Below are 20,265 nucleotides of genomic sequence, written 5' to 3'. Positions count from 1 at the left end.
GAATATCCGCGAGATTGTGTCCTACTGCGCCACGTTGCGCACTCTCGACACCACCTCACCAGGAATCAAAGGAGACCGCGTGCTCGACCCCTCCCCGCGCTATACCGGCTACACGGCGTACGACTACCTCGAGGCAGGAAAGGACTACCGCGAGTTCCGCTATGCGGCGCAGATCGGCCGCGTTCCCGCCTATGCCGGGCTCGACCTCAGCGACGCCCAGAAGGAGCGCACCACCCGCCTCCTCACCGAGTCCACCGTGATCTCGCTTCACGACCACGTGCAGGTGTTCCCGGAGGACATGACCCAGCTCCGCGACCACATCCGCCAGGGCCGCGAACCAACCGGCTACGAGGGCCTGAGCCGCTCGGGCATCACCGCCGTCTTCGACAACGGCATGGACGGCACCTGCTGCATCTCGAGCGATGCGGGCTGGAAGTACCAGGACGTCCTGTTCGACCTGGGCGTCCGGATGGCCGACATCGCCCACCAGGACTTCGTCATCAAGGGCGAGACCGTCAAGGACATCGAGTACGCGGCCGAGACCGGGCGCATCGCGCACATCTTCGCGCTCGAGGCCGCGACGCCCATCGAGAACGAGGTCGACCGCCTCGACGTGCTCTACGGGTTCGGCGTGCGCCAGATGGGCATCGCCTACTCGGAGGCGAACTACCTCGGCTCCGGCCTGAAGGAGCGTGGCGACGGCGGGCTCACCTACTTCGGCGAGCGCGCCATCGAGCGGATGAACAAGCTCGGCATCGCCATCGACGTCTCGCACTCCGGCGACCGCACGGCCGTCGACGCCATCAAGGCCTCCACGCAGCCGGTGTTCATCACCCACGCGGGAGCCCGCGGCCTCTGGCCGACGAACCGGATGAAGACCGACGAGACCATCATCGAGTGCGCAAAGCGTGGCGGCGTGATCGGCATCGAGGCCGCTCCGCACACCACGCTCTCGCCGCAGCACCCGCGGCACTCGCTGGAGTCGGTCATGGACCACTTCCAGTACTGCGTCGACCTGGTCGGCCTCGAGCACGTCAGCTTCGGCCCCGACACGCTCTTCGGCGATCACGTCGGCCTGCACGACGCGTTCTCGTCCAACCTGTCCATCGGCCAGGCGCACGGGCACGTCGACTACGAGAAGGTCGAGTACGTCGACGGCCTCGAGAACCCGGCCGAGGAGTTCTACAACATCATCGGCTGGCTGGTGGAGCACGACTACTCCGACGACGAGATCCGCGCCGTCGTGGGTGGAAACACGATGCGGGTCCTGAAGGAGGTGTGGGTCTGATGCGCCCACGGAAGATCGCGATCGCCGCAGCGGCCCTTGCCGCGTCGGCGCTCGCCCTGAGCGCGTGCGCCCCCAGCGCACCGCCTGCCGCGAGCACGGCGACCGCCGGCTCGCAGACTCTCACGGTGGCGACCACCACCGACGTCGTGAACTACAACCCGCTGGTCGGCAACAGCCGCAGCGACTACTGGATCACGAACCTCATGTACCCGCACCTGCTGAGCATCGCGAACGACGGCTCCAAGGAGCCGCAGGTGGCGACCAAGTGGGGCTACGTGAACAACACGACGGGCTACTACGAGATCCGCGACGACCTGAAGTGGAGCGACGGCCAGCCCCTCACGGCCGAAGACGTCGCCTGGACGATGAACGCGGTCAAGAAGGACAAGCCGTCCGGAACGTTCTACGGCCAGCTGACGAACCTGGACACGGCGAAGGCGGTCTCGAAGACCCGCGTCGAGTTCACGCTCACCCAGCCGGACTCGTCGATCGTGGAGGAGATCGGCTTCTGGGGCAACATCGTCCCGAAGCACATCTTCGAGAAGGCCGACTCCGTCGCCACCTTCGCGAACGACGGCAAGGACGGCGGCTGGGTCAGCGCAGGACCGTACGTGCTGAGCAAAGTGCAGGTCGGCCAGAGCTACACGCTCGACCGCGTCTCCGACTACCCGCTGGTCAAGGGCGGAACGCCGCTGTCGGCCAAGGTCGTCTACCGCGTGTTCCCCGACATCAACACCGAGATCCTGGCGCTGCAGAGCGGCGAGGTCGACGTGATTGCGAACGCGCTGCCGCCGGCGCAGGTCGCGAAGCTCAAGTCCACCACCGGCATCTCCGTCGAGGAGGCCGTGGGCCTCGGCTACGCGCACATGACCTACAACATGAACAACCCGGACCTCGCCAAGGTGGAGGTGCGTCAGGCGCTCGCGCACGCGGTCGACTACAACGCCATCCGCAAGGTCGTGCTGCAGGGCCAGGCGGTGTCGACCGGCTCGAGCCCACTGATGCCGGTGCTGAAGGACTATTACGACCCGTCGATCAAGGAGTACGCCTTCGACACCGACGAGTCGCGGTCGCTCATGCAGAAGGCCGGCTACGCGGCCGGTTCCGACGGCATGTTCCCGGTGAAGTTCCGGCTCATCTACTCGCTGCAGGACAGTGTCACGAGCCAGTGGGCGACCCTGGTGAAGGACAGCGCCGCGAAGGCGGGCATCGCCATCGAGCTGCAGGGCACCGAGCGGAACACCTACCTCGCGATGACCAACAAGGGCGACTTCGACATCTACGCGGGCAACTTCGCCATCATGGACGACCCGGTGACGAACATGACGCTCGCGTACCTGCCGGGCGGCGCGATCAACTACACCTACGTCGATGACGCGAAGCTCAACGACCTGATCGCCCAGGGCACCGCGACGACCGACAAGGACAAGAAGGTCAAGCTGATGCGCGAGGCGGCGAAGATCGTGCGGGACAACGTGTACGACAACATCATGTACACGCAGAACCTGTACTTCGCCCACAGCTCGAAGTGGACGGGGTTCGTCTCCAAGCCCAGCGAGCTGCTCTCCATCGTCAACCCGGTGTCGCTCGCGAGCGCACACCCGACCGGCAAGTAAGAAGGGCCCCGCGTGTCCCGGTTCCTGTTCCTCCTTCCACGGCTCGGCCGGGGAGTCCTCACGATCTGGTTCGCCGTGACCGTGACGTTCCTCCTGCTGCGGCTGCTTCCCGGAGACCCGGCGCTGGCGGTCGCCAGCCCGAACATGACCGAGGACACGCGGGAGGCCCTGCTGAAGCAGTACGGGCTCGATCAGCCGCTGATCGTGCAGTACGGCATCTATCTGTGGCAGCTCATCCAGGGAAACCTGGGGGTGTCGTTCACGCAGTCGATTCCTGTGCTCGACGTGCTGATGCAACGACTCCCGTGGACGCTGCTGCTCACGGGCACCGCGCTCGTGGCCACGGTGGCCGTCGGCATCCCGCTCGGGGTGCTGGCGGCCTCCCACCGCGGCAGATTCCTCGACAGGCTCGTGCAGATCGTCGGGGTCACCGGGCAGTCCATCTTCGTCCCGAGCATCGGCGTGCTGCTGCTGTTCGTGTTCGGCCTGATGCTCGGCTGGCTGCCGATCGGCGGCGCCTACGACCAGGACGCCTACGGACTGGCCTGGTACGGCAGCGTCGCCACGCACCTCATCCTCCCCGCGCTCTCACTCATGCTGGTGCAGCTCGGCTCGTACGTGCTGACCATGCGCTCGACGCTGATCGACGCGCTGGGGGAGGACTACACGACCCTGGCGAAGGCCAACGGCCTCCCGTACCGCCGGGTGCTCTGGAAGCACGCGCTGCGCAACGCGCTCCTGCCGACCACGACGCTGATCGGCCTCCAGCTGGGCTTCCTCGTCGGCGGCGCCGTGCTCACCGAGACGGTCTTCGCCTACCCCGGCATCGGCCGCGGGATCTACGAGGCCGTCACGCAGCTCGACTTCCCCGTGCTGCAGGGTGCGTTCCTGATGCTCGCGATCACCGTGGTGGTCGCCAACATGATCACGGACACCGTCTACGGTTTCCTCGACCCGAGAGTGAAGAAGGCCTGATGTCGCAGTCGAACACGGTGACGCACTCGGATGCGGCGCTCGCCGACCGGGACGACCCGGCCGTCATCGAGGAGGAGTCCGTCGGGCTCGAGCCCGTCGCCCTCGAGAACGGCAGGGCCGCCGCGCAGACCTGGCGGGCCTTCCGGCGGGAGCCGCTCGGCATGCTCGCCCTCGGCGTCCTCATCCTCCTGACGGTCGTCGCGATCGCCGCACCGCTCATCGCCCCGTACCCGCCGAGCTACGGGGAGGTCGTGCTCGCGCCGCCCGGCCTCCAGCACTGGTTCGGCACCGACAGCCTCGGCCGCGACGTCTTCGGCGAGGTGGTCTGGGGTTCGCAGCAGAGCATCCTGGTGGCCGTCGCCGCGTCGGCCATCGCGATCGTGGTCGGCACCGTCATCGCGGTGGTCGGCGCGTACTTCCGCCGGCTCGACGGCTTCATCAGCGTCGTGGTCGACCTGACGCTGTCGCTGCCGGTGCTCCCGCTGATGATCCTCATCGCGGCGCTGGTCGGGCCGAGCACGACCACGATCATCCTCGTGGTCGCCGCGTTCTCGTGGCCCGAGGTCACCCGGCTGGTGCGCTCGCAGGCGCTGACCGTCGTGCGTCTGCCGTACGTCGACGCCGCCCGGCTGATGACGACCTCGCCGCTCTGGATCATCGTCAGGCACGTCGTCCCCGCGGTCACCCCGGTGATCGTGGTCTCGGTGGTCGTCACGGCCTCCCGCGCGGTGCTCTCCGCGGCCGGTCTCGCGTTCCTCGGCCTCGGCGACCCGAACGTGTGGTCGTGGGGCCGCATCCTCTACGAGGCGCAGCAGTCCGGCGCGATGTCGAGCGCCTGGTGGCTGACGCTGTTCCCGTCGCTCGCGATCCTGCTGCTGGTGCTCTCGGCCACGCTGCTCTCGATCGCCTACAACGACGCCCGCAACCCCAAGTCCCGGCGCCGCTGACCGGCTCCGGCACCGACGCCCACCGACACCAGAACGACCGAAGGAGGCCCGTGTTCACCACCCGCCTGAGCGCCGAGGTGCTCGACCGGCTGCAGGAGCGCGTCCGCGAACGCCTGCGCGCTGCGCAGCTGGACGCGCTGCTGACCGACTCACCGGAGGACGTCGCCTACCTCACCGGCTTCTTCCACCACCCTTGCGAGCGCCCGGTCGCCGTCTGGATCGGTGCCGGCGGGGGCGCCGTGCTGCTGGTCCCGGAGCTCGAGCGTGAGAACGCCGAGCGCCAGGAGGCCCGCGCAGAGATCGTCTCGTACCCCGAGTTCCCCGGCGTGCTGCCGCCGTTCCGCGTGCTCGCCGATCGCGTCGGTGCGGCCGGCCGGGTGGGATACACGACGGGGATGACCTGGGAGCGGCATCACGCCGCCTTCTCCGAGCTCGCGGTCGCCGAAGCCGTCCCCACCCCGATCGTCACCGTCGCCCGCCACGTCAAGCTCCCCGAGGAGGTCGCCCTCCATGCCGAGGCGGCGCGCATCACCGACCTGATGCTGGAGGCCGGAGTCGCCCTGATCCGCGAGCGGGTCTGTGCCGGAGGAGAGCTCCCCAGCGAAGCCGAACTGGCGTCGCACGTCGGCGGTGTCGGCGTCGCGACCATGTACGCGGAGCACGACGACGTGATCGTCGTATCCCCGCTCGCGGGCGGCCTGGTGTACGCCGGCGCCAACTCCGCGTACCCGCACGGGCTGCCGTCCGGCTACCGGCTGCGCCCGGGGGACACGTTCATGCTCTCGCTCGGCTGCGCCGTCGGCGGGAGGTTCGTGGAGGGCGAGCGCACCTTCGTCCTCGGCGAGCCGACGGCCGAGCAGCGGCGCTACCACGACGCCGTACGGCTCGCGCAGGAGATCGGGGGCCGAGCGATCCGTCCCGGCCGCGAGTGCCGCAACGCCAACCGCAACTGCCTCGACGTCATCCGCGACGCCGGACTCGGCGGGTACCTGCGCCATCGGCAGGGGCACGGCATCGGCCTCGGCATGCACGAGCCGCCGTGGCTGGAGGACGGCGACGACACCCCGCTGGAGGCGGGGATGATCGTGTCGAACGAACCGGGCATCTACATCCCCGGCCACGCCGGCTACCGGATCTCCGACAGCATGCTGGTGACGGCGGACGGCTCGCAGCCGCTCACCGCCTTCCCACGGGACCTCGACTCCTGCACCATCCCGCTCTGACGTACCACGCTCCGACGCACCATCGCGCGGCGACGCGCACCGCACCCTGAAGAAAGGACCCACCGTGACCGCCACCGAGGACGTCTCGCCCGAGTTCGCCGCCGCGACCACCACCGCCCAGTTCGTCGAGATCAACGGCAACCGGCTCGCCGTCGAGGTGCTCGGCCCGGAGGGGGCTCCGGTGATCATCACGCACCACGGCGCGCCGGGCCTCGGGTCGCGTGCGGAGCCGCGGGCCAGCTTCGGCCGGCTCGCGGACGAGTACCGCGTCGTGGTCTTCGACGCCAGAGGATCCGGTGAGAGCGAAGGCGCGGGTGAGTTCAGCCACGAGCAGTGGGCCGCCGACATCGACGGCCTGCGGGAGTGGATCGGTGCCGACACGATCATCATGGCGGGCGGCTCCTACGGCGGCTTCATGTCGATGGAGTACGCGACGCGCTACCCGGACCGGGTGCGGGCGATGGTGCTGCGCGACACCGCAGCGGACAACACGCACTCGGAGCTCTCGCGCGCCAACGCCCTGGCCTCCGACCGGGTGACGGTCGACATGGACAAGTTCGACCGCATCGACGAGGGGCGGGTGCGCGACGACGACGATCTGCGCGACTGCTGGCGGGAGATCCTGCCGCTCTACGACTTCGTCTACGACCCGGAGGCCGTCGAGCGCAAGGTGGCCGCCACGCCCTACCGGTACGAGGCGCACAACTATGCATTCTCGAGGAACCTGCCCTCCTACGATCTGAAGGAGGCCCTCCCCGGTATCACTGCGCCGACACTCGTCACGGTCGGCCGCACGGACTGGATCACACCGGTATCGTGCAGCGAGACGATCGTCTCGCTGATCCCGGGCGCAGAGCTGGCGGTCTTCGAGAAGTCGGGGCACTCGCCCCAGATCGAGGAGGCGGAGGAATGGACGGCGACGGTTCGCAGCTTCCTGCACCGGGTGGCTCCTCCGCGCACCGGCACGGGCACGCTCACGGGCACGGCCGAGTGAAGGCGCTCGACACCCTCGACGAGCTCGACCGCAAGATCATCGTCGCCCTGCAACACGACGGCCGGGCCAGCTGGACGGCCATCGCCGACATGGTGGGAAGTTCGACGGCGACCGTCGCCCGGCGCGGGCAGCAGCTCGTCGCCGACGGGATCGTCCGTATCGCCGTCGTGCCGGCGCTCGGCAGCTCCGGGCAGGTGGACTCCTTCCTGGTGCGACTCAACTGCCGCCCCGGCACGCAGCTCGACGTGGCCGCAGCGCTCGTCGCACACGCGGACGTCCGCTTCCTCACCCTGGTCACCGGCCAGTACGACATCATCGCCGAACTGGTGGTGTCCGGGGGAGCGGCCCACTACCCGACGCTGATCCAGTCGCTGCAGTCGATCGCGGGGATCCGGCGCTGGCGCAGCGACATCATCATGCACGTCTACAAGGTGCGGCACGACTGGAGCCGGCAGCTGTTCGCGGAGACCATGCGGCTCCCCGACGCTCTGGAAGTGGAGAAGACGTCGCTGGTCGACCCGGAGTGGTGCGAGCCCGCCCACTTCGACGACGCGGACCGACGCCTCCTCGCCGAACTGCGCGCGGACGGGCGGGCATCGTTCCAGACCGTCGGCGACAGGATGGGGATGAACGAGTCGAGCGTGCGGCGACGGTTCGACCGGCTGCGCAGCAAGGGCTGCGTCGACATCCTGACGCTCGTGCCGGCCGCGGCGCTTGGGATGGGTGCCGAGACCCTGCTGCTCGTCCGCGTCGCACCCGACCGGCTGCAGGCCGTGGCGCAGGCCCTGTCGGAGTACCCGGCGGTGCGCTACCTCGCCGCGATCCTCGACGACAACTCCCTGTTCTGCGAGGTGATCACCCCGTCGGTGGCCGAGCTCAACGAGTTCATCTCGCGCACGCTCGCCCTGCTCGACGGCGTCGAGGGCTGGACCGGCGCCATGGAGCTGCTCTACCTCAAGCGCGGCTTCGTCGAGACGCCGTGGTGGCGAACCCAGGTCGGCTACCCGGCGAAGCCGGACGCTGTCGACGCGTGACGTGCCTGCCCCGGTGTAACACGTCGACACAGCCCGTGCGCTCCGCGGCCGACGCGTCTATCGTTCCTGCATGACCGCGCTCGACCTGATCCCCGCCTCCGCCCCAGGCAACCTCCCGCTGGGCGAGGTGTGCGACTCGGCGGCGGCGCTGATCGGCAACACCCCGGTGGTCGAGCTGCACTCCCTGCCGGCCGGCCTCGAGTCCCGGGTGCTGGTCAAGCTCGAGGGCCGCAATCCGGGAGGCTCGTCGAAGGACCGCATCGCCCTCAACATGATCCGCGCGGCGGAGGCGGCGGGCGCACTCGCCCCCGGCGGCACCATCGTGGAGGCGACGAGCGGGAACACCGGGATCGGTCTCGCGCTCATCGGCCGGCTCACCGGTCATCCCGTCGTCATCGTGCACGCCGCCGACATCTCCGACGAGAAGCGCAAGATCCTCGCCGCCTACGGAGCCCGCCTGGTGGAGGCCGACTGGGAGGCCGGCCCCGACGACCCGGCCAACCCGCGCGCCGTCGCGGACAGGATCGCGGCCGAGACGCCGGGGTCGTGGCGCCCCGCCCAGTTCGCGAACGCCGCGAACCCCGAGGCGCACTACCGGGGCACCGGACCGGAGATCTGGCGCCAGACCGCCGGCCGGGTGACGCATTTCGTCGCGGCCATCGGCACCGGCGGCACCGTCAGCGGTACCGGACGCTACCTCAAGGAGGTCAGCGGGGGAGCTGTGGAGGTGCACGGGGCGAACCCCGCCGGTTCGACCTATGGCGGCGGCGCGGCCGGCCGCATCCTCGTCGACGGCGTCGGCACCGCCTGGCCGCGCGACTTCTGGCCGGACACCTTCGACCCGCGGGTGGTGGACGAGGTCCACACGGTCGAGGATGGGGTGGTGTATCGCACGCTCCGCCGGCTCGCCGCAGAGGAGGCCCTCCTGCTCGGCCCGTCGTCGGCGCTCGCCGTCGCGGCCGCCCTGCGGGTGGCGCGCGAGGCGCGACCGGGCTCGATCATCGTCGCGATCGCGCCGGACGGCGGAACGAACTACCTCACCAAGGCGTACGACACCGACTGGCTGACGGCCGCCGGCGTCGGCGTCGATTGACGCGCACAGCAGAGAGAACGCATGGCACTCCTTCACTTCGGCTGGTTCCTCGGCGCCGGCTTCGGCGTCCAGGGCTGGGGCGATCCCACGTACGGCATCGGCTACGACTGGAGGCAGCCGCCCGTCTACCAGGACGCGGCGCGTGCCTTCGAGGGGGCGGGCTTCGACCTGTTCATCATCGAAGACGGGGTGGCCGTGCCTGACACCTACGGCGGGTCGGCCGAGGTGAACCTGGCCGCCGCACGGTTCGTCCCCAAGCACGACCCGCTCCCGCTCGTACCCTACCTGCTCGGGGCCACCAGCCGGCTCGGCATCGTGCCGACGCTCAGCGCGAGCTTCTACGAGCCGTTCACCGCGGCGCGCCTGCTCAGCACCCTCCAGCACTTCGCGGGCGGGCGGCTCGGCTTCAACGTGGTGACCAGCGGCTCCGACCTCGCCGCACAGAACTACGGGCTCGACAAGCAGGTGGAGCACGACCTCCGCTACGACAGGGCCGACGAGTGGGTGGAGGTCGTCCGCAAGCTCTGGCGCAGCTGGGAGCCTGACGCCATCGTGGAGGATGCCGAGGGCGGCGTCTTCGCCGACTACCGCAAGGTGCACACGATCGACCACGAGGGCCGCTTCTTCCGCGTGCGCGGGCCGCTGAACATGGCCCCGGCCGCCGAGGAACCGGTGATGGTGCAGGCGGGCGCGTCCGGCCGCGGGCGCGACTTCGCGGGCAAGAACTCGGACGTGGTGCTCGCGCTGGCCTCCACCCCGGAGCGGATGCGCGAGTACCGCGACAGCATCCGGGCCGTCGCCGTCGAGAACGGCCGGCCGGCCGACGCGGTGAAGGTGCTGTTCGTCGTGCAGCCGATCCTGACCGCGAACGCCGAGGAGACCGCGAGCGTGCGCGCGGCCCGCGCCGAGCTCACGCAGACGGCCATCGACGAACAGCTGCAGTCGATCAGCTACCTGACCGGGGTCGACTTCAAGACCTTCGACCTGGACGCACCGCTTCCGGAGATCACCACCAACAGCAACCGCGGCACCCTCGACAACTTCGTGTCGTCCGCTCCGGCGGGATCCACGCTGCGCGAGATCCTGCAGACCCGCGCCAAGAAGGACGGCCTGGCGATCATCGGCACCGCCGACGAGGTCGCCGACCACCTGGGCGAACTGGGGGAGGCCGTCGGCGGCGACGGGTTCCTCTTCACCGGGCAGGTGCATCCCGCGAACGTGCACCGCACACTCGACCCGCTGGTGCCGGCCCTCCGCCGCCGCGGCCTGCTGCGGCCGGAGCTCGGCGACGGCGGACTCCGCCGCAACCTCGCGGACTTCTGACGCCGTGACAGGACCGACGGGGGACGTCTTCTTCGGCGATGGGCCTCCGACCGTCTCCGACATCGTCGCGATCGCGGAGGGCGCGCCTGTCGCGCTCGACACCGATGCGCGCGAGCGGATCGCCGCGTCCCGGGCGGTCGTCGAGCGTGCGATCGAGGCGGGGGAGCCGGTCTACGGGCTCAACCGTCGACTGGGGGCCGGCCGCGACGACGCCGTGCCGGCAGACGAGCTGGCGGCGTTCCAGCGCCGCACGATCGCGAACCACCGCGGCGGAATCGGCGAACCTCTCACCGAGGTGGAGGCCCGCGCGGTGGTCGCGACCCGCCTCGCCGGGTTCAGCCGGGGCGGCGCCGGCGTCCGGCCGGAACTCGCGGACGCGTACGCGGCACTGCTCAACGCCGGCGTGACCCCGTGGATCCCCTCGCGGGGCTCCGTCGGCGCGGCCGACCTGACCGCGCTCGCCGAGGTCGCCGCCGTCGTCATCGGCACCGGGACGGTGGTGCGCTCCGGCGCGGAGGTCCCGGCGTCCAAGGCCCTCGCCGACGCCGGCCTGGAGCCCATCGAGCTCGCGCCGCACGAGGCTCTGGCCGCACTGAGCGCCAACGCGCTGAGCGTCGGGGTCGGCTCACTGGCGGCGGTCGCCGCGCGGAGGCTCGCGGAGGCGGCCGACCTCGTCGTGGCGCTGTCGCTGGAGGCCGTCGGCGCAGCGGGACCGTCCGGCAACCTGAGCCCCTACTCGTCTGAGGTGGCGGAGGCTCGTGGCGGCACCGGACAGACCGCCTCGGCCCAGGCGATCCGCGCCGCGCTGGATGGCAGCGGCCTCCGCGCGCCCGACCGCGTGGTGAGCGTGCAGGATCCGCTGGCGTTCCGCACGGCGCCGCAGCTCCACGGCGCGTTCCGCGAGGCTGTCGCCCGGCTGCGCTCCGAGCTGGAGGTCGAGCTCGCGGCGCGCTCGGAGAACCCGGTCGTCGACCTCCCGGGCGGCCGGCTGGTCTCCGGAGGCAACTTCGAAGCACTGCCGCTGGCGCTGGCCCTGGAGAACCTGCGCCTGGCACTCGCCCACGTCGCCGAGGCGTCGGAGCGTCGCACCGCCGCGCTCTCGCTCGCCCTCGCGCCCGCGCGCCGGGAGGGCCGCACCCGCATCCCCGGGCTCCTCCTCTACGCCGCCGCCGACGCCGTCGCAGAGGTGCGCCAGCTGGCGGCGCCGGCGACACTCGGCAGCTCGACGCTGTCGGGGGTGGAGGATCACGCGACCTACGCGCCGCTCGCGCTGCGCCTCCTGCAGCGCGCCATTGACCGGACGACGGAGATCGTCGCCATCGAGGCACTGCACGCGGCCGACCTGCTCGGCGTGCTGGGCGCCCATCCCGCCGGCGCCGGCACGGGCCGCTTGGCCGAGGCCCTCGCGGAAGCGTTCGCCGACCCCGTCGACGGCCGCTCCGCCGCCGCGCTCGTCGCCGAGACCTCCCGCCTCCTCACCGACTGACCCCGCGACATTCGTCACGAATGTCGACATTCGTGGCACGAATCACGACATTCGTGACGAATCTCGAGACCGCGCAGCGTTAGAGGTCTTTGCGGAAGCCGAGGTACGAGACGCGCTCCCAGTCGCCGTCGAGGTCGAACAGCGGTGAGTAGCCGAGCGCGATGTACAGCGCGACCGCCTCCGGCTGGCGCGCGCCGGTGGTGAGCACGATCGTCCGGATGCCGCGACGGGCGGCCTCGGCCTCCAGCTCGGTCATCACCCGGCGGGCGAGCCCCTGGCGCCGGTGGCCCGAGTCCGTCCAGACCCGCTTGACCTCGACCGTGGAGTCGTCCTCGCGCATGAAGGCGCCGCCCGCGACCGGTGACCCCGACGCATCGACGAGGAGCAGGAACGTCCCGCCCTCCGCCTCGGTGAACCGCTCGGCCGGATAACGCGACAGCTCGGCGGAGGAGGGGATGCCGTCGTTGAGGCCGTACCGCTCGTCGTACTCGCGCGACAGCTCCTCGACCAGCGGCGCGGCCAGCGGATCGTCGGGGCGTGTGACGACCACGCGGGCCGATTCGGCCAGGCCGGATTGCGGTTGGGTCACGACCCGACCCTAGCGCGGCGCGCCGCACCGCGTGCAATCGGCGTCAACACCCGGCGCAGACAACGGATTCCGCGCAAAGAAACACGAAATCTCTGCGAAACTTGCAGGAAAACTGGCGTTTCGCGCGCGATTTAGTATGCCTACATTGCATCGGGGCTGGGGTATTCTCCCCTTACCCCTCCTGCACACCTTGCACCAGGAAGAAGGACAACTACCATCATGCGCATCCGATCCGTGGCCCCCGTGGCCGCCCTCGTCGCCGTCGCAGCGCTCGCGCTCTCCGGTTGTGTCGACAACTCCACCCCCTCGTCGAGCGGCTCAGCGTCGAGCGCCGCGTTCGACGTGAAGAAGGACGACACCCTCGCAGCCAGCCTGCCGTCCAAGATCAAGTCCGCCGGTGTCCTCACCGTCGGCATGGACGACACCTACCCGCCGAACGAGTACAAGGACGACAACGGCAACCCCGTCGGCTGGGAGGTCGACTTCACCAACGCCATCGGCGCGAAGCTCGGCGTCAAGATCAACTACGCGATCGCCAAGTTCGACAACATCATCCCGAGCGTCACCGGCGGCAAGGACGACTTCGGAATGTCCTCCTTCACCGACACGGTCGAGCGCGAGAAGCAGGTCGACTTCGTCAACTACTACAACGCCGGCATCCTCTGGGCGTCCGCCAAGGGCAAGACCGTCGACCCCGACAACGCCTGCGGCCTCAAGGTCGCCGTCCAGTCCACCACGTACGAGGACACCGACGAGGTCCCCGCCAAGTCGAAGACCTGCACCGACGCGGGCAAGCCGGCCATCCAGGCGCTGCGCTACGACAACCAGGACGACGCGACCAACGCGGTCATCCTCGGCAAGGCGGACGCCCTCAGCGCCGACTCGCCCGTCACGCTGTACGCGGTCTCGAAGTCCAGCGGCAAGCTGCAGGAGGCCGGCAAGACGTTCGACGTCGCGCCCTACGGCATCCCGGTCGCCAAGAACTCCGATCTGACCCCGGTGCTGCAGAAGACCATCCAGGCGCTGATCGACGACGGCACCTACAAGAAGATCCTCGACAAGTGGGGCGTGGCCGACGGAATGGTCACGACCGCGAGCATCAACGCAGCCTCGAAGGGCTGACCTGATGTCGCAGGGCAACCCGGCCGGTCCGGCGACGGGATCCGTCCCGTCGCCGGCCGGCGCCCCGCCGTCCGAGCCGATCAAGGCCATCAAGCTGCGCCATCCGTGGCGCATCGTCTTCGCGATCGTCCTCATCCTGCTGGCCGTCTGGTTCATCGTCGACGCGTCGCAGCGATCCGCCTACGGCTGGCAGTACGTGGGCAAGTACGTCTTCGACAAGCGCATCAGTGCCGCTGCGCTCGTGACCCTCCAGCTGACGGTCTACTCGATGGTCATCGGCGTCATCCTCGGCCTGATCCTGGCCGTGATGCGGCTGTCGCCGAACCCGGTCGTCAAGTCGGTGGCCTGGCTCTACCTCTGGGTCTTCCGCGGCACCCCGGTGTACGTCCAGCTGGTGTTCTGGGGCCTGTTCTCACTGATCTACCCGCACGTCTTCCTCGGCGTGCCGTGGACGAACCTGGGCGCGACCTTCGACCTGGGCTTCATGCAGAACGCGTTCATCATCGCGATCGTCGGACTTGCGCTCAACGAGGCCGCGTACATGGCCGAGATCGTGCGCGCCGGCCTGCTCTCGGTCGACGAGGGGCAGGAGGAGGCCGCGACCGCTCTCGGCATGTCGTGGTGGCAGACGATGACCCGCATCGTGATCCCCCAGGCCATGCGCGTGATCATCCCGCCGACGGGCAACGAGGTCATCTCGATGCTGAAGACCACCTCGCTCGTCGCGGCGATCCCCCTGACCACCGACCTCTACGGTGTCGCGCGCGACATCTCCGCGGTCACCTACACGCCGATCCCGTTGCTGATCGTCGCTTCGCTCTGGTACCTGCTGTTCACCTCGATCCTGATGGTCGGCCAGTACTTCCTCGAGAAGCGGTTCTCGCGCGGCGTCAACATGCGGCGGCCCGAGAACAGGGAGCCGGCACTCGCCACGGGCGCGCTGCCCGCGGCCGGCGCACCCGACGGCAACGACCTGGGAGGCAAGGGATGAGCGACGCGACGGTACCGGACGCGATCGGGAAGGCCGGCGTCACGCCGATGGTCCTCGCCGAGGGCGTCTCGAAGAGCTTCGGCTCCAACGAGGTGCTCAAGTCGATCTCGCTCTCGGTGCGGCCGGGGGAGGTGCTCTGCATCATCGGGCCGTCCGGCTCGGGCAAGTCCACCTTCCTGCGGTGCATCAACCACCTGGAGCGGGTGGATGCCGGGCGGCTCTCGGTCGACGGCCAGGTCGTGGGCTACCGCCAGCACGGCGACAAGCTGTACGAGCTGAAGCCCAAGGAGGCCTCCCGCCAGCGGCGGGAGATCGGGATGGTTTTCCAGCGGTTCAACCTGTTCCCGCACATGACGGCGCTCGAGAACATCATCGAGGCTCCGATCCGGGTGAAGGGCCTCCCGAAGGCGCGAGCGGTCGAGCGCGCCAACGAGCTCCTCGCCCGCGTGGGCCTGGCCGACAAGGGCGACCACTACCCGTCGCAGCTCTCCGGCGGTCAGCAGCAGCGCGTGGCGATCGCCCGCGCGCTCGCGATGGACCCGAAGCTGATGCTGTTCGACGAGCCGACCTCTGCGCTCGACCCCGAGCTGGTCGGCGAGGTGCTCGACGTCATGAAGGGCCTGGCGGCCTCCGGCATGACGATGGTCGTCGTCACCCACGAGATGGGCTTCGCCCGCGAGGTCGCGGACGAGCTGGTCTTCATGGACGGCGGCGTCGTCGTCGAGGCGGGCGACCCGCGCGAGGTGCTCGCGAACCCGCAGCACCGGCGCACGCAGGCCTTCCTCTCGAAGGTGCTGTAGCCGCTCGAAGTACGACGGAGCGGGTGTCGTCGTCCGTCTGACACAATCGTCGGATGGACAACGACGCCCGCTCCTCCCGTCCCGTCGTCTTCATCACCGGCGCGAGCCGCCCGAACTCGATCGGGGCGGCGATCGCCCGCAATCAGGCCTCCCTCGGCTGGGACGTCGCGTTCGCCTTCTGGGACGACTACGACGCTTCGATGCCGTGGGGAGCGCATGAGCGTGCACACGATGAGTTCGCCGACCAACTGCGGGCGTTCGGCGTACGCGCCCTGCCGGTGTCCGTCGACCTCGCGCATCCGGAGTCGCCGCGCCTGGCCGTCGAGCGGGTGCGTGCGGGCCTCGGGCCGATCCAGGCGCTCGTCGCCAGCCACGCCCACTCGGTCGACAGCGGCCTGCTCGACACGACGGTGGAGGCGTTCGACGCGCACTTCGCGGTGAACACGCGCGGCACGTGGCTCCTGATCAAGGCGTTCGCCGAGCAGTTCGTGCAACCGTCGGATCCCGGCGCACCGGCGATGGGCCGCATCGTCGCGCTGACGAGCGACCACACCGCCCACAACCTCCCGTACGGCGCCAGCAAGGGCGCGCTCGATCGCATCGTGATCGCCGCGGCCGTCGAGCTCGCGCACCTCGGAATCACCGCGAATCTCGTCAACCCCGGCCCGATCGACACCGGTTGGATGACGCCGGACCTCGCCGAGGCGCTCGCCGCCGAGACCGCCCTCGGCCGCCTCGGCCGTCCGCAAGACACCGCGGACCTGGTCGCCTTCCTGCTTTCGCCTTCCGGCGGCTGGATCAACGGCCAGCTCCTCCACTCCAACGGAGGCTTCCACCTCCCCGTCTGAGCAGCCATCGCTTCCTCACTTTCTCCCGCCTCCGACCGGCGTGTTGCGGGAGAAAGTGAGGAAGCGACGGCTGCTCAGCCCCCGAGCACCTTGCGGATGCGCTGGAGGGAGACGGTCTCCGCGGTGCCGAGGGACTGCGCGAAGAGCGACACGCGGAACTCCTCCAGCATCCAGCGGGCGTGCACGAGGTTCTCCGGTGCGTGCGGCGCAGGCGGGATGCGGCCGCCGGCCTCCGTGTAGAGCGCCGTCGCGGTCTCCACCTGGGTCTGCCAGGCGCGGTCGCGGCCCGGGTTGGTCGGCAGCGCCTGCATGCGCTGCGTGATGCCCGACAGGTAGCGCGGGAGGTGCTTCAGCTGCTCCAGGCCCGTCGCCGACACGAACCCCGGGTAGACCAGGCCCGCCAGCTGTGTCTTCGCGTCGTTCAGCGCCGGGAGGTACGCGAGCGAGGTCGCGCTCCCGATCGCCTTCTCCGCCGCCCTGGCCGCCGTGAGGGTGCGCGTGACGAGGGCGACCGTGTCGAACATCGAGTCCATCACGACCGCTGAGACCCGGTCGCGCACCGCCTCGAACTCGGCGCGCATGAAGAGCTGGCCGTCGGGCTTCATCCGGTAGAGCACCGAGTCGACGACGGCGAGCAGGCAGTCGTCGAACAGTGCCTTCGTGTTCGGGTACGGGCTGGCGGCGAGCGTCAGCTTCTCGGTGGAGGTGAGGTGCTGCTGCACGTAGGCGACCGGCGACGGGATGCTCGCCAGCAGCAGCCTCCGCACCCCGCCCGGCAGCGCGCGCGCCTGTTCTGCGGGCGTCGACATCAGCCGGATGCTGACGCTCGCGCCGTCGTCGACGAGCGCCGGGTACGCGCGGATGGTGTTGGTCGTGCCGTTCGGGCCCTTCTGGGCCGAGTCGAGGTGGCGGGGCAGCTCGTCGAGGTCCCAGGTCGTGAGCCCCGAGCGCTCGATGGCGTCGGGCGTGCGCGCCTCGGCCACCCGCGCGACCGAGTCGCGGGCGCGCGAGCGCAGGCGCTCCTGCAGCGCGGTGAGATCCTTGCCGCTCGCGAGCGGCCGCCCGCGCTCGCCGATCACCTGGAAGGTGGGCCGCAGGTGGGCGGGCAGCCGGTCGAGGTCGAAGTCGGCGCCGGTGACGCGCGAGCCGGTCTGCCGCGAGATGGTCGCGGCGAGCGTATCGGCGAGGGAGGCCGCGGGCCGACGGCCGTCGTGGGCCTCCATCCCGGCCGCGCCCGCGAGCTCGCCGAGCAGGCGCTTGGCCCAGTCGGCCGCGGGGACCACCTGGCGCCGGATCGCCTTCGGCAGCGATTTGATCATCGCGGTCACGAGCTCCTGGCGGAGCCCGGGCACCTGCCAGTCGAAGCCGTCGGGCACGAGCCCGGCGAGCAGCGCGAGCGGCACCTGCACGGTCACCCCGTCGTCCTCCGCTCCCGGCTCGAAGCGGTATCGCAGCGTGAGCCGTTGATCGCCCTGACGCCACACCGGAGGGAACGCCTCCTCGTCGACCCCTGCCGCGTCGTCCTCGAGCAGCGACTCCGGGGTCATCGTCAGCAGCTCGGGCGTCTCGGTCCTGGCCTTCTTCCACCAGCCCTCGAACGACCGCGTCGAGACCACGTCGGCGGGGATGCGGGCGTCGTAGAACTCGAAGACGGCCTCGTCGTCGTTGAGGATGTCACGGCGGCGGGTGCGCTCCTCCAGTTCGCGCAGCTCGGCGAGCAGTTTGCGGTTGGCCCGGTCGAACGCCTGGCGCGAGTCCCACTCGCCGTCGACGAGCGCGTGCCGGATGAACAACTCGCGCGACAGCTCGGCGTCGATGCGGGCGTACTGCATGCGGCGCCGGGGGATGATCGGGACGCCGTACAGGGTGACGCGCTCGTAGGCGACGACGGCTCCCTGGTTCTTCTCCCAGTGCGGCTCGCTGTACTGCCGCTTGCAGAGGTCGCCGGCGATCGGCTCGGCCCAGGCCGGGTCGATGGTCGCGTTCATCCGAGCGAAGAGCCGGGAGGTCTCCACGAGTTCGGCGGACATGATCGCGTTCGGCTGTTTCTTGGCGAGCGCAGAGCCGGGGAAGATGACGAACCGGGTCTGCCGGGCGCCGAGGTACTCGGACTGTCGCTGACCACGGGCGGACCCCTTGTTTCCGCTCTCGCGAAGGTCTTTCAGCCCGATGTGCGACAGCAGCCCGGCCAGCAGCGACCGGTGGATGCCGTCGGGATCGATCGACGGCTCGCCCACCGTCAACTCGAGCGGTCGGGCCAGCTGGCGCAGCTGCCGGTAGACGTCCTGCCACTCGCGCACGCGGAGGAAGTTGAGGTACTCGGCTTTGCACAGCCTCCTGAACGCGCTGGAGGAGAGCTCGCGCTGCTGTTCCTCCAGGTAGTTCCAGAGGTTGAGCAGGGTGAGGAAGTCGCTGGTCGGGTCGACGAAGCGGGCGTGCTTCTCGTCGGCGCTGCCGCGCTTCTCGACCGGCCGCTCGCGCACATCCTGGATCGTGAGCCCCGCGACGATCGCCATGACCTCGCGCGACGTGTTGTGCCGCTTCGACTCGACGACCATGCGGGCGAACCGCGGGTCGATGGGGAGTTGGGCGAGCGACCGGCCGACCTTCGTCAGTGCGTTCTCGCCGTTCTTCGTCGTGATGGCGCCGAGCTCGGCCAGCAGATCCAGACCGTCCTTGATGCCGCGCGAGTCCGGCGGTGTCAGGAACGGGAACGCCGCGATGTCGCCCAGCCCGAGCGAGATCATCTGCAGGATGACCGCCGCCAGGTTGGTGCGCAGGATCTCCGGCTCGGTGAACTCGGGCCGCTTCTCGAAGTCCTCTTGCGAGTAGAGCCTGATGGCGATGCCGTCGCTCGTGCGTCCGGAGCGGCCGGACCGCTGGTTGGCGCTGGCCTGCGAGATGGCCTCGATGGGGAGGCGTTGCACCTTCGCGCGGGTGGAGTAGCGGCTGATGCGGGCGGTGCCGGCATCGACCACGTACTTGATCCCGGGCACGGTCAGGCTGGTCTCCGCGACGTTCGTGGCGAGCACGATGCGGCGACGCACGCCCGGCATCGTGGACGGTTGGAAGACGCGATGCTGTTCGGCTGACGAGAGCCGACCGTAGAGCGGGAGGACCTCGGTGCCCGGCAGGTTGCGGCCGTGGATGGCGTCGGCGGCATCGCGGATCTCGGTCTCGCCGGAGAGGAACACGAGCACGTCGCCCGCCGCCTCCCTGGCGAGCTCGTCGAGGGCGTCGTTGATGCCCTGCAGGTAGTCGCGGTCGGCGGCGGGCACCGGATCCGGCTCGTCGTCGTCCGCCTCCAGCGTCTCGGCGACAAGCGGCCGGTAGCGGATCTCGACCGGGAACGTGCGGCCGGAGACCTCCACGATCGGCGCCGGCGTGCCGTCCGCCGCGGCGAAGTGGGCGGCGAAGCTCTCCGGGTCGATGGTGGCGGAGGTGATGATCACCTTGAGGTCGGGTCGCTTCGGCAGCAGCTCGCGCAGATAGCCCAGCAGGAAGTCGATGTTGAGACTGCGCTCGTGCGCCTCGTCGATGATGATGGTGTCGTATTTGCGCAGCAGCCGGTCGCGGTGGATCTCGTTGAGCAGGATGCCGTCGGTCATCAGCTTGATCCGCGTCGCCTTCGACACCCGGTCGGTGAACCGCACCTGGTAGCCGACCAGCTCGCCGACGCTCTGGCCGAGCTCCTCGGCGATGCGCTCGGCGATCGTGCGCGCGGCCAATCGCCGGGGCTGGGTGTGCCCGATGCTCTCCCGGCCGAGCTCGAGGCAGATCTTCGGCAGCTGGGTGGTCTTTCCCGAGCCTGTCTCGCCGGCGACGATCACGACCTGGTTGTCGCGGATCGCGCGCGCGATCTCATCGCGTTTCTGGCTGACGGGCAGCTCGGGAGGAAAGACGATGCGGGGGAGGGCGACCGATGCGGACATGAGC

At 69.9% G+C, this 20,265-nt stretch carries 16 protein-coding genes; 14 read left to right on the top strand and 2 right to left on the bottom strand.

Going from position 1 to position 20,265, the window contains the following annotated elements; all coding sequences use genetic code 11:
- The first annotated feature begins 79 nt into the window (after window positions 1-79).
- The 10 genes from KNO15_RS05845 to KNO15_RS05800 all read left to right on the top strand — a co-directional run bounded on the left by KNO15_RS05845 (window position 80) and on the right by KNO15_RS05800 (window position 11,979).
- Window positions 80-1,288, top strand: coding sequence for a dipeptidase (locus KNO15_RS05845; protein ID WP_241702476.1), 1,209 nt, complete (start codon window positions 80-82; stop codon window positions 1,286-1,288).
- On the top strand, window positions 1,288-2,904 hold the full coding sequence (locus KNO15_RS05840) for an ABC transporter substrate-binding protein (RefSeq protein ID WP_241702475.1): 1,617 nt from the start codon (window positions 1,288-1,290) through the stop codon (window positions 2,902-2,904). Before KNO15_RS05845 ends, KNO15_RS05840 begins: the two co-directional genes overlap by 1 nt.
- Before the next feature lie 12 nt (window positions 2,905-2,916).
- Window positions 2,917-3,879, top strand: coding sequence for an ABC transporter permease (locus KNO15_RS05835; RefSeq protein ID WP_241702474.1), 963 nt, complete (start codon window positions 2,917-2,919; stop codon window positions 3,877-3,879).
- Complete coding sequence (locus KNO15_RS05830) at window positions 3,879-4,826, top strand: ABC transporter permease (protein WP_241702473.1); 948 nt, start codon at window positions 3,879-3,881, stop codon at window positions 4,824-4,826. Before KNO15_RS05835 ends, KNO15_RS05830 begins: the two co-directional genes overlap by 1 nt.
- A gap of 50 nt (window positions 4,827-4,876) precedes the next feature.
- On the top strand, window positions 4,877-6,049 hold the full coding sequence (locus tag KNO15_RS05825) for a M24 family metallopeptidase (protein ID WP_241702472.1): 1,173 nt from the start codon (window positions 4,877-4,879) through the stop codon (window positions 6,047-6,049).
- Window positions 6,050-6,113: 64 nt separating this feature from the next.
- Window positions 6,114-7,043, top strand: coding sequence for an alpha/beta fold hydrolase (locus tag KNO15_RS05820; RefSeq protein WP_241702471.1), 930 nt, complete (start codon window positions 6,114-6,116; stop codon window positions 7,041-7,043).
- A complete protein-coding gene (locus KNO15_RS05815) occupies window positions 6,959-8,077 on the top strand; it encodes an Lrp/AsnC family transcriptional regulator (protein ID WP_241702470.1) in 1,119 nt (372 codons plus the stop codon). Before KNO15_RS05820 ends, KNO15_RS05815 begins: the two co-directional genes overlap by 85 nt.
- A gap of 70 nt (window positions 8,078-8,147) precedes the next feature.
- Window positions 8,148-9,170 (top strand): PLP-dependent cysteine synthase family protein, encoded by a 1,023-nt coding sequence (locus KNO15_RS05810; protein ID WP_241702469.1) that lies wholly within the window; start codon window positions 8,148-8,150, stop codon window positions 9,168-9,170.
- 21 nt (window positions 9,171-9,191) lie between these two features.
- Window positions 9,192-10,493: an NtaA/DmoA family FMN-dependent monooxygenase gene (locus KNO15_RS05805; protein WP_241702468.1), complete on the top strand. Its 1,302-nt coding sequence runs from the start codon at window positions 9,192-9,194 to the stop codon at window positions 10,491-10,493.
- 4 nt (window positions 10,494-10,497) lie between these two features.
- The gene (locus KNO15_RS05800; protein ID WP_241702467.1) at window positions 10,498-11,979 is read left to right on the top strand and encodes an aromatic amino acid ammonia-lyase; all 1,482 of its coding nucleotides are present in this window, start codon (window positions 10,498-10,500) and stop codon (window positions 11,977-11,979) included.
- Between the two features lie 79 nt (window positions 11,980-12,058).
- On the opposite strand, the gene KNO15_RS05795 is transcribed toward KNO15_RS05800, so the two are convergent.
- Complete coding sequence (locus tag KNO15_RS05795; RefSeq protein WP_241702466.1) at window positions 12,059-12,568, bottom strand: GNAT family N-acetyltransferase; 510 nt, start codon at window positions 12,566-12,568, stop codon at window positions 12,059-12,061.
- A 219-nt stretch (window positions 12,569-12,787) separates the two neighbouring features.
- Here KNO15_RS05795 and KNO15_RS05790 point away from each other — a divergent pair, with 219 nt between their 5' ends.
- From KNO15_RS05790 to KNO15_RS05775, 4 genes are read left to right on the top strand one after another with little or no spacing between them, the layout of a single operon-like run.
- Window positions 12,788-13,690 (top strand): ABC transporter substrate-binding protein, encoded by a 903-nt coding sequence (locus tag KNO15_RS05790; RefSeq protein WP_241702465.1) that lies wholly within the window; start codon window positions 12,788-12,790, stop codon window positions 13,688-13,690.
- Between the two features lie 4 nt (window positions 13,691-13,694).
- A complete protein-coding gene (locus KNO15_RS05785) occupies window positions 13,695-14,681 on the top strand; it encodes an amino acid ABC transporter permease (RefSeq protein ID WP_241702464.1) in 987 nt (328 codons plus the stop codon).
- Window positions 14,678-15,481: an amino acid ABC transporter ATP-binding protein gene (locus tag KNO15_RS05780; protein ID WP_441328147.1), complete on the top strand. Its 804-nt coding sequence runs from the start codon at window positions 14,678-14,680 to the stop codon at window positions 15,479-15,481. The genes KNO15_RS05785 and KNO15_RS05780 overlap by 4 nt, the downstream gene beginning before the upstream one ends.
- A gap of 53 nt (window positions 15,482-15,534) precedes the next feature.
- Window positions 15,535-16,329, top strand: a complete 795-nt coding sequence (locus KNO15_RS05775) for an SDR family oxidoreductase (RefSeq protein ID WP_241702463.1) — start codon at window positions 15,535-15,537, stop codon at window positions 16,327-16,329.
- Between the two features lie 74 nt (window positions 16,330-16,403).
- Here the strand turns inward: KNO15_RS05775 and hrpA are convergent, their stop codons facing one another.
- A complete protein-coding gene (hrpA, locus tag KNO15_RS05770) occupies window positions 16,404-20,261 on the bottom strand; it encodes an ATP-dependent RNA helicase HrpA (protein ID WP_241702462.1) in 3,858 nt (1,285 codons plus the stop codon).
- Window positions 20,262-20,265: the final 4 nt, after the last annotated feature.

Source organism: Leifsonia shinshuensis, from assembly GCF_022606355.1.
In the GTDB taxonomy this organism is placed as follows: Bacteria; Actinomycetota; Actinomycetes; order Actinomycetales; family Microbacteriaceae; genus Leifsonia; species Leifsonia shinshuensis_B.
This window is presented reverse-complemented; position numbering and strand designations above follow the sequence as displayed.

Excerpts from the sequence above, each read along its gene's own strand:
- KNO15_RS05840 (WP_241702475.1), top strand. The coding sequence starts at position 1,288 with ATGCGCCCACGGAAGATCGCGATCGCCGCAGCGGCCCTTGCCGCGTCG.
- KNO15_RS05830 (WP_241702473.1), top strand. The coding sequence starts at position 3,879 with ATGTCGCAGTCGAACACGGTGACGCACTCGGATGCGGCGCTCGCCGAC.
- KNO15_RS05815 (WP_241702470.1), top strand. The coding sequence starts at position 6,959 with ATGGACGGCGACGGTTCGCAGCTTCCTGCACCGGGTGGCTCCTCCGCG.
- KNO15_RS05810 (WP_241702469.1), top strand. The coding sequence starts at position 8,148 with ATGACCGCGCTCGACCTGATCCCCGCCTCCGCCCCAGGCAACCTCCCG.
- KNO15_RS05805 (WP_241702468.1), top strand. The coding sequence starts at position 9,192 with ATGGCACTCCTTCACTTCGGCTGGTTCCTCGGCGCCGGCTTCGGCGTC.
- KNO15_RS05790 (WP_241702465.1), top strand. The coding sequence starts at position 12,788 with ATGCGCATCCGATCCGTGGCCCCCGTGGCCGCCCTCGTCGCCGTCGCA.
- KNO15_RS05785 (WP_241702464.1), top strand. The coding sequence starts at position 13,695 with ATGTCGCAGGGCAACCCGGCCGGTCCGGCGACGGGATCCGTCCCGTCG.
- KNO15_RS05780 (WP_441328147.1), top strand. The coding sequence starts at position 14,678 with ATGAGCGACGCGACGGTACCGGACGCGATCGGGAAGGCCGGCGTCACG.
- KNO15_RS05775 (WP_241702463.1), top strand. The coding sequence starts at position 15,535 with ATGGACAACGACGCCCGCTCCTCCCGTCCCGTCGTCTTCATCACCGGC.
- hrpA (WP_241702462.1), bottom strand. The coding sequence starts at position 20,261 with ATGTCCGCATCGGTCGCCCTCCCCCGCATCGTCTTTCCTCCCGAGCTG.